Source organism: Planomonospora algeriensis (assembly GCF_977012225.1).
This window is the reverse complement of the sequence record NZ_CDRNDK010000319.1, coordinates 1-7676: the sequence shown is the minus strand read 5'-3', so window position 1 is coordinate 7676 and position 7676 is coordinate 1. Positions and strand designations below refer to the sequence as shown.

7 protein-coding genes and 2 pseudogenes are annotated in these 7676 nt (G+C 75.5%); 3 read left to right on the top strand and 6 right to left on the bottom strand.

What is annotated here, in order from left to right:
* From ACWJ6R_RS25980 to alc, 3 genes and pseudogenes are all read left to right on the top strand, one after another.
* Positions 1 to 186: glycerate kinase (locus tag ACWJ6R_RS25980; RefSeq protein WP_449064744.1), on the top strand; the 186-nt coding region annotated here is incomplete at its 5' end.
* Positions 187 to 303: 117 nt separating this feature from the next.
* A pseudogene (gene allB / locus ACWJ6R_RS25975) lies at positions 304 to 1578 on the top strand (allantoinase AllB); the annotation flags it as partial.
* Between the two features lie 46 nt (positions 1579 to 1624).
* Entirely contained in the window at positions 1625 to 2572 is a 948-nt protein-coding gene (gene alc, locus ACWJ6R_RS25970; protein ID WP_449064743.1) for an allantoicase, read from the top strand.
* A 256-nt stretch (positions 2573 to 2828) separates the two neighbouring features.
* Here alc and pgeF read toward each other — a convergent pair whose 3' ends face one another.
* The 6 genes and pseudogenes from pgeF to ACWJ6R_RS25940 form a co-directional block, all read right to left on the bottom strand.
* Positions 2829 to 3554, bottom strand: a complete 726-nt coding sequence (pgeF, locus tag ACWJ6R_RS25965; protein WP_449064742.1) for a peptidoglycan editing factor PgeF — start codon at positions 3552 to 3554, stop codon at positions 2829 to 2831.
* Positions 3555 to 3752: 198 nt separating this feature from the next.
* Positions 3753 to 4730, bottom strand: coding sequence for a PASTA domain-containing protein (locus ACWJ6R_RS25960; RefSeq protein WP_449064741.1), 978 nt, complete (start codon positions 4728 to 4730; stop codon positions 3753 to 3755).
* Between the two features lie 17 nt (positions 4731 to 4747).
* On the bottom strand, positions 4748 to 5725 hold the full coding sequence (locus tag ACWJ6R_RS25955) for a protein kinase domain-containing protein (protein ID WP_449064740.1): 978 nt from the start codon (positions 5723 to 5725) through the stop codon (positions 4748 to 4750).
* 85 nt (positions 5726 to 5810) lie between these two features.
* Positions 5811 to 6569, bottom strand: coding sequence for a thiazole synthase (locus ACWJ6R_RS25950; RefSeq protein WP_449064745.1), 759 nt, complete (start codon positions 6567 to 6569; stop codon positions 5811 to 5813).
* 163 nt (positions 6570 to 6732) lie between these two features.
* Positions 6733 to 6933 (bottom strand): sulfur carrier protein ThiS, encoded by a 201-nt coding sequence (thiS, locus tag ACWJ6R_RS25945; RefSeq protein WP_449064739.1) that lies wholly within the window; start codon positions 6931 to 6933, stop codon positions 6733 to 6735.
* Positions 6930 to 7484: pseudogene (locus ACWJ6R_RS25940) on the bottom strand (FAD-dependent oxidoreductase); the annotation flags it as partial. The gene thiS and the pseudogene ACWJ6R_RS25940, both read right to left, overlap by 4 nt.
* Positions 7485 to 7676: the final 192 nt, after the last annotated feature.

Below are 7676 nucleotides of genomic sequence, written 5' to 3'. Positions count from 1 at the left end.
CTGGCGGGCGTCCCGGTCGTCGCGGTCTGCGGCCGCCGCGCCCTCGGCGACGACGAGCTGCGCGAGGCCGGCATCCAGGCGGCCTACGCGCTCACGGACGTCGAACCTGATCCGCGGCGCTGCATGGCCGAGGCGGGCCCGCTGCTCGAACGCCTCACCGCCAAGCTCGCCGCCGACTGGCTCTGACCGCCCCGACCCACCCCGAACCGACCACCCCGCCCGAACCGCCTGAACCGGCCCGGTCCACCCGGACCGGGCGGTCCGCTCGACCGCTCCGCCCCCGGGACCCGCTGGAGGACGCCCGTGCACGATCTGGTCATCACCTCCCGCCGGGCGGTGCTGCCCGACGGGGAGCGGCCCGCGGCGGTGGCCGTGCGGGACGGCGGGATCACCGGGGTGCACGACCCCGGCGCCGCCCCGGAGGCGGCCGAGCGGGTCGATCTGGGAGACGTCGCGCTGCTGCCCGGGCTCGTCGACACCCACGTGCACGTCAACGAGCCCGGCCGCACGCACTGGGAGGGCTTCGCCAGCGCCACCCGGGCCGCCGCCGCGGGCGGGGTGACCACGATCGTGGACATGCCGCTCAACGCGCTGCCGCCCACCGTGGACCCGGCCGCGCTGGCCGCCAAGCGGCGGGCCGCGGCCGGGCGGTGCGCGGTCGACGTCGGTTTCTGGGGCGGGGCGGTCCCCGGCAACCTCGGCCGGCTGCGCCCTCTGCACGAGGCCGGGGTGCGCGGTTTCAAGTGCTTCCTGTCCCCGTCGGGGGTGGAGGAGTTCCCGCCACTGGACGCCGCCGGGCTCCGGGCCGCGCTGGCGGAGGCCGCCTCCTTCGGCGGCCTGGTGATCGTGCACGCGGAGGCTCCGGAGCTGCTCACCGAACCCGCCGGGCCCGCCTACCCGGAGTTCCTCGCCTCCCGGCCGGACGAGGCCGAGCGCCGCGCGGTCGAGCTGGTGATCGAGCTGGCCCGGGAGACCGGAGCGCGGGCGCACATCCTGCACGTGTCGTCCGCGCTCTGCCTGGAGCCGCTGGCGCGGGCCCGGCGGGCCGGGATCGGGATCACCGCCGAGACCTGCCCGCACTACCTCACCCTGGCCGCCGAACAGGTGCCGGAGGGCGGCACCGCGTTCAAGTGCTGTCCGCCGATCCGCTCGGAGGCCAACCGGGACGCGCTCTGGCGGGGGCTGGCCGACGGGGTGCTGGACTGCGTCGTCTCCGACCACTCGCCGTCCGCCCCCGAGCTGAAGGTGCCCGACTTCGCCGCCGCATGGGGCGGGATCTCCTCCCTCCAGCTGGGGCTCGCGGCGGTGTGGACCGAGGCGTCCCGGCGCGGCCACGGTCTGGGCGACGTGGTCCGCTGGATGGCCCGCAACCCCGTGGCCCTGGCCGGACTGGACGGCAAGGGCGCCATCGCCGCGGGGGCCGACGCCGACCTGGTCGCCTTCGACCCCGGCGCGAGCCGCACCGTGGACGCCTCGGCGCTGCACCACCGGCACCCGGTCACGCCGTACCACGGCAGGACGCTCCGGGGGGTCGTCCGCGCCACCTGGCTGCGCGGCCGGCTCGCGGGCGGGCGCCCCTGGGCAGGCTGCTGTGACCGGCGGACCGTACCGGAAAGGCTCTCCCGTGAACGCGTTCACCGCGCTGCCCGACCTGGCCCTGCGCACCCACGGAGGCTCGGTCGTCGCGGCCAGCGACGAGTCCTTCGCCGAGAAGGAGAGCCTGATCCGCCCCGGGCGCCCCGCCTTCCAGCCGCACACCTTCGGCGCGAAGGGGCAGGTCTACGACGGCTGGGAGACCCGCCGCCGCCGGGAGCCGGGCCACGACTGGGCCCTGGTCCGGCTGGGCCTGCCCGGTGTGGTCCGCGGCGTCGTGATCGACACCGCGTGGTTCACCGGCAACCACCCGCCGTACGCGTCGGTGGAGGCCGCCTCGGTGGAGGGGTACCCCACGGTCGCCGAGCTCCGGGCCGCCGAATGGACGGAGATCGTTCCGCGGAGCGCCCTGACGGGGGACGCCGAGCATCCCTTCGAGGTCGCCGACGGGCACCGCCGTACGCACGTCCGGCTGAACATGTTCCCCGACGGCGGCATCGCCCGCCTGCGCGTGCACGGGGAGGTCCGGCCCGACCTGTCGGTCTACGACGGCCTCGGCCTCGACCTGGCCGCCCTGGAGAACGGCGGGCTGGTCACCGGCTGCTCCGACGACTTCTATTCTTCGCCCGGCAACGTCATCGCCCCCGGAACGGCCCGCACCCAGGCTGAGGGCTGGGAGACCCGCCGCCGCCGTGACGGGGGCAACGACTGGCTGGTCATCCGCCTGGCGGGCGCCGGGGTCGTGAGACTCGCCGAGATCGACACCACCAACCTGGTGTTCAACGCCCCCGGCTGGGTCTCGCTCACCGGGATGGCGGACGGGCGGGAGTTCGAGCTGCTGCCCAGGACCCGCCTGCAGCCCGACACGCGGCACCGCTTCCGCCTGGACGGCGCCGCGGCCGCCACCCACGTCAGGGTCGACGTCTACCCCGATGGGGGCCTCGCCCGCGTCCGGCTGCACGGTGTGCTGAGCCGCTGAGCCGCCGTGGAGGCGGGCCCGCTCGGCGTGTGCGGGCGCCCTGCCCGTTTCAAGCAAAAAACTGCAACAGGGAAGCGATTCCCCTGCCGGGCGAACCCGGCAGTCCCCTCGCTGGATCTGATGGTCTCCGCCCTGGGGCCGCGGCCGGTCGGGGAGGGCGGGCGCACATTCGCCCCCGCCGGGCTGAGCGAACGCGAGCGGACCGTGCTCGCCCTGGTCGCGCGCGGCTCCACCAACGGAGCGTCCGGGGGCGGCCTCAGCCCTCCAGCCAGACGTAGCCGGCGAACCGGCCGGTCGGACGCCGCCTGCGGTGGGAGAACAGCTCGGGCGACTCGATCGTGCAGCGGGCGTCGTGCCGTACGTCGCCGACCCCGGCCCCGGCGAGCTGCGCGGCGATGCCCGCCCGCACGTCCACGGCGGGCGTGCCCCGGCGGGTGGTGGCCCGGGCCTCGGGCACCGCCGCGGCCACCTCGTCCCGCATCGCGGCCGGGACCTCGTAGCAGAGCCCGCACGCCGACGGCCCGATGAGGGCGGTCATCCGCGCCGGTTCGGCCCCGCGCTCCGCCATCGCCGCAACCAGCGCGGGCACCACCCCGGCCATGGTGCCGGGCCGCCCGGAGTGCGCCGCCCCCACGATCCCGGCGACCGGATCGGCCACCAGCACCGGGGCGCAGTCGGCCACCAGCACGCACAGCGCCAGCCCGGGAACATCCGTGAGGACGGCGTCCAGCGGCGGGGGATCGTCTCCGAACGGCTCGGTGACGTAGCGTGCGTCGGCTCCGTGGACCTGGCGCATGAACACCACGCGGGCCGGATCCACTCCGAGGTCGGCGGCCGTCTTGTCCCGGTTGCGCAGCACCGCCCCCGGGTCGTCCCCGACGGCCCCGCCGAGGTTGCGGCTGTCGTACGGCTCGGCGCTCACCCCGCCGTGCCGGTCGGTGAATGCGGCCTGGACACCGGGGGCGAGCTGGATGCGGTCCACCGGGGGAGGGTATCAGGACGGGCGCGCCGGAAGCCCGGACCGGGGCTGGGACGGAAGCCCGGACCGGGCCGGGACGGAAGCCCGGACCGGGCCGGGACGGGCGCGCTCAGGTCCGGGCAGGGCCGGTGTCCCCGGTCCCGGGCGGGGCCGGTGTCCCCGGTCCCGGGCGGGGCCGGTGTCCCCGGTCCCGGGCGGGGATCAGTGCCAGAGGGTGACCTGCGTGCCGTGCGGGACCTGCTGCCCGCCCGGCGGGAGCTGCGCCAGGACCCGGCCCCGGTTCAGCCCCTTCTTCACCTTCACCCGGAATCCGGCCGCGCTCAGCTCGTCGCGCGCGGCCCGGACGTCCTTGTAGACCACGTTGGGGATGACGATGACGTTGTCGTCGTTGGCGTTCTCGCCGTTGTTCTCCCAGGGCCAGTGCCATTCGCCGTTGTTGCAGGCCGACAGGGTCATCCGGGCCACCGCGCCCCGGTCGACCTCGGCGCCCGCCCGGGGGTCCTGGGCGATGACCGTGCACGGCTGGGCGGAATCGGTCTGCTCGACGAACTCGGGCACGAAGCCGGCGCTCTCCAGGGTGGTCCTGGCCTGGTCGCGGTGCATCCCCATGACGTCGGGCATCAGCAGGCCCGCGCTCACGTAGAGGTCGACCTTGCTGCCCTCCTTGACCTGGTTGCCCACGGCCGGGCTGGTCTTCATCACCTGGCCGCGCGGGACGGTCTCGCTGGCCAGCTTCTTGACGTCGTCGACGGTCAGACCGGCCGCGGCGATCTTCTCCCGGGCCGCGTTGAGCTCCAGGCCGACCACGTTGGGCACGTTCACCCGCTTGGGGCCCGCCGAGGCGATGAGGACCAGCTTCGCGCCGGGCTGCACCTCGGTGCCCGCGACGGGGTCGGTGCGCAGCACGACGTCCTTGGGCACCTTCTCGTCGTGCTCGGCCGGGCCGATCTCGACGGCGAAGCCCTGATGGCGGGCCTGATCCGCGGCGAGCTTGACGTTCTGCTCGATCAGCTTGGGCACCACGACGGTGGTGTCCTGGGAGAACAGCCAGCCGGTCACGCCGACCGCGGCGACCATCACCAGGGCCAGCACGGTCAGCAGGACCCAGCTCCCGCGCTTGCGGCCCTGGCGGGGCACGGCCACGGGAGGCGCGACGCCCGCGGCGGGCCCGGTCAGCACCTCGGCGCGGGGCTGGATCAGGGTCGGGTTGGCCGGCGCGGGGCCGGCCGGGGAGGGGTGCGCCGCGACGCCGTACGCCGGGGAGAGCGGGCCGGACGGGACCGGGAGCGGGGGGGACGGGGGCCGAGGGGGATCGGGCCGCTCTCCCTGGGGAGCATGCGGTGCGCGTCCACCGCGGCGACCAGCAGCGCCTTGGCGTCCGCCGGGCGGGTCGCGGGGTCGCGGGCGGTGGCCTGGGCCACCAGGGTGTCCAGCAGCGGCGGGGAGCCCGGCAGCAGGGCGGAGGGCACCGGCACGGTGTCGTGGACGTGCCGGTAGGCGATCGACATCGGGGTCTCGCCCTCGTACGGCTGGCGGCCGGTGAGGAGCTCGAACAGCATGATCCCGGCCGCGTAGACGTCGCTGCGCGCGTCGGCGGCGCCGGAGGTCACCTGCTCGGGCGACATGTAGCCGATGGTGCCGATCATGACGCCGGTGCGGGTCTGGTTGGTCGCCTCGACCGCGCGGGCCAGGCCGAAGTCCACGACCTTGACGCGCCCGTCGTGGGCGAGCAGGACGTTCTCCGGCTTGACGTCGCGGTGGACCAGCCCGGCCTGGTGCGCGGCGCCCAGGGCGGCGAGCACCGGGATCATGACCTCCAGGGCCTCGCGGGCGGGCAGCCTGCCCCGGTCGCGGAGCACGTCGCGCAGGGTGCGTCCCGGGACGTACTCCATCGACAGGTAGACGACGTCGCCGTCGGTGCCCTGGTCGAAGACCTGCACCACGTTGGGGTGCGACAGGCTCGCCACCGACTTGGCCTCGCCGATGAACCGGCGCACGAAGGAGGGGTCCTCGGCGAGTCCGCGGTGCATCACCTTGATGGCGACCGTGCGGTCGAGCCGGACGTCCAGGGCCAGGTAGACGGTCGCCATGCCGCCCCGGGCGATCCGGGACTCAACGCGGTAACGCCCGTCGAGGAGTCTCCCGACGAGGGGATCGGTTGGCGTCGTGTCCACCCGCCCGAGTTTAGGGGCGTTTTGCGGTCCGCATGGTCGGGCTGTTCCAAACCGATGCGCAGAGCCGCCAGTTTTATCCGGATCTTTATGGATTCGTGGGGGATGATGCCTCTGCGTACCGGCGACGGGGGATCCGTCCGGCCAGCCGGGCCGCCCGGCCCGCGTCCACCGCCGCGCGCATGGCCCGCGCCATCAGCTCCGGCCGCTGCGCCCTGGTCACCGCCGTGGCCAGCAGCACCGCGTCGCAGCCCAGCTCCATCGCCAGCGCCGCGTCGCTGGCCGTACCGATCCCGGCGTCCAGGATCACCGGCACGCCCGCGGCCTCGGCGATGAGCTCGATGCTGTGCGGGTTGCGGATGCCCAGCCCGGACCCGATGGGCGCGCCCAGCGGCATCACCGCCGCGCAGCCCGCCTGCTCCAGCCGCCGCGCCAGGGCGGGGTCGTCACCGATGTACGGCAGGACCGTGAACCCGTCGGCGACCAGCCGCTCGGCCGCGTCGAAGGTCTCGATGGGATCGGGCAGCAGGGTGCGCTCGTCGGAGATGACCTCCAGCTTCACCCAGTCGGTCTCCAGCGCCTCCCGGGCCAGCCGGGCGGTCAGCACGGCCTCGGCGGCGGTGAAGCAGCCCGCGGTGTTCGGCAGCACCTTGATGCCGCGCCGGCGCAGCACGTCCAGCACCGATCCCCGGGCGGACGGGGCCACCCGCCGCATCGCGACCGTGGTCAGCTCGGTGCCCGACGCGGCGAGCGCGCCGTCCAGCACCTCGAGGGAGGGCGCGCCCCCGGTGCCCATGATGAGCCGCGAGGAGAACTTCTCCCCGCCGATGACCAGCCCATCGTCCATGCCGTCCACGCCGTCCACGCCGTCCACGCCGTCCACGCCGTTCACGCCGTTCACGCCGTTCACGCCGTTCACGCCGTCCATGCCGTTCACGCCGTCCATGCCGTTCACGCCTCCGAGTCCGTCCCTTCCTCCGCCGCGTCCGCGGCCTCGGCCGCCGTCCACGTCACCCTCCCTGGACCGCGGTGAGCACCTCGACGCGGTCGCTGTCGGCGAGCACGGTGGAGTCCCACGCGCCCCGCGGGACGACCTCGTCGTTCACCGCCACGGCCACGCCGCTCCCGGCGTCGGTCAGCCTCCGTACGGCCTGCGCCACGCTGGCCCCCGGGGGCAGCTCGTGCGGGGTGCCGTTGATCGTCACGTTCAAGACTGCTCCTGGAAACGGTGCTCCTGGAAACGGAGAGGCGAGCAGAGGGCCGCCAGTCCTTCGGGGTCGCCGGACTCCCCGACGAGGAGGTCGGCGGTGAGCGGGGCGAGCAGGACGCCGCCCCGGTGGTGCCCGGTGGCCATCAGCAGGCCGGGCAGGGCCGAGGGGCCGACCAGCGGCAGGTTGTCCGGCGTGCCCGGGCGCAGCCCGGCCGTCACGTCGGCCACCTCCAGCTCGGTCACGCCGGGGACCAGCTCCCGCGCGTCGCGCAGCAGCTCCCACAGGCCCCCCGCGGTCACGCGGGTGTCGAAGCCGAGCTCCTCCTGGGTGGCGCCGAGGACCAGCTCCCCGTCGCCGCGCGGGACCAGGTAGACCCGCGCGCCGTGCACGGCCCCGCGCACGCACCGCGAGAGCACCGGTTCGGGGGAGCGCAGCCGCATGATCTGCCCCTTGACCGGCCGGACCGGCGGGAGCGCCTCGGACGGCAGCCCCTCCAGCGCGGTCCCCGACCAGGCCCCGGTGGCCAGGACCACCCGGTCGCCGCGGAGCACCCGGCGCCGCCGGCCGCGTCTCCGCCCTCCCCGCCCGGCACGGCGCCCTCACCGAGACCCTCACCGAGACCCTCACCGGGGCCGGCGCCCCGGCCCGGCCCGGCACCGGACCCGGCGCCGGGCGCGAGCCGTACGCCGGTGACCGTCTCCCCGGAGCGCTCCAGCGCGGTCATCCGAGCGCGCACCACGGGA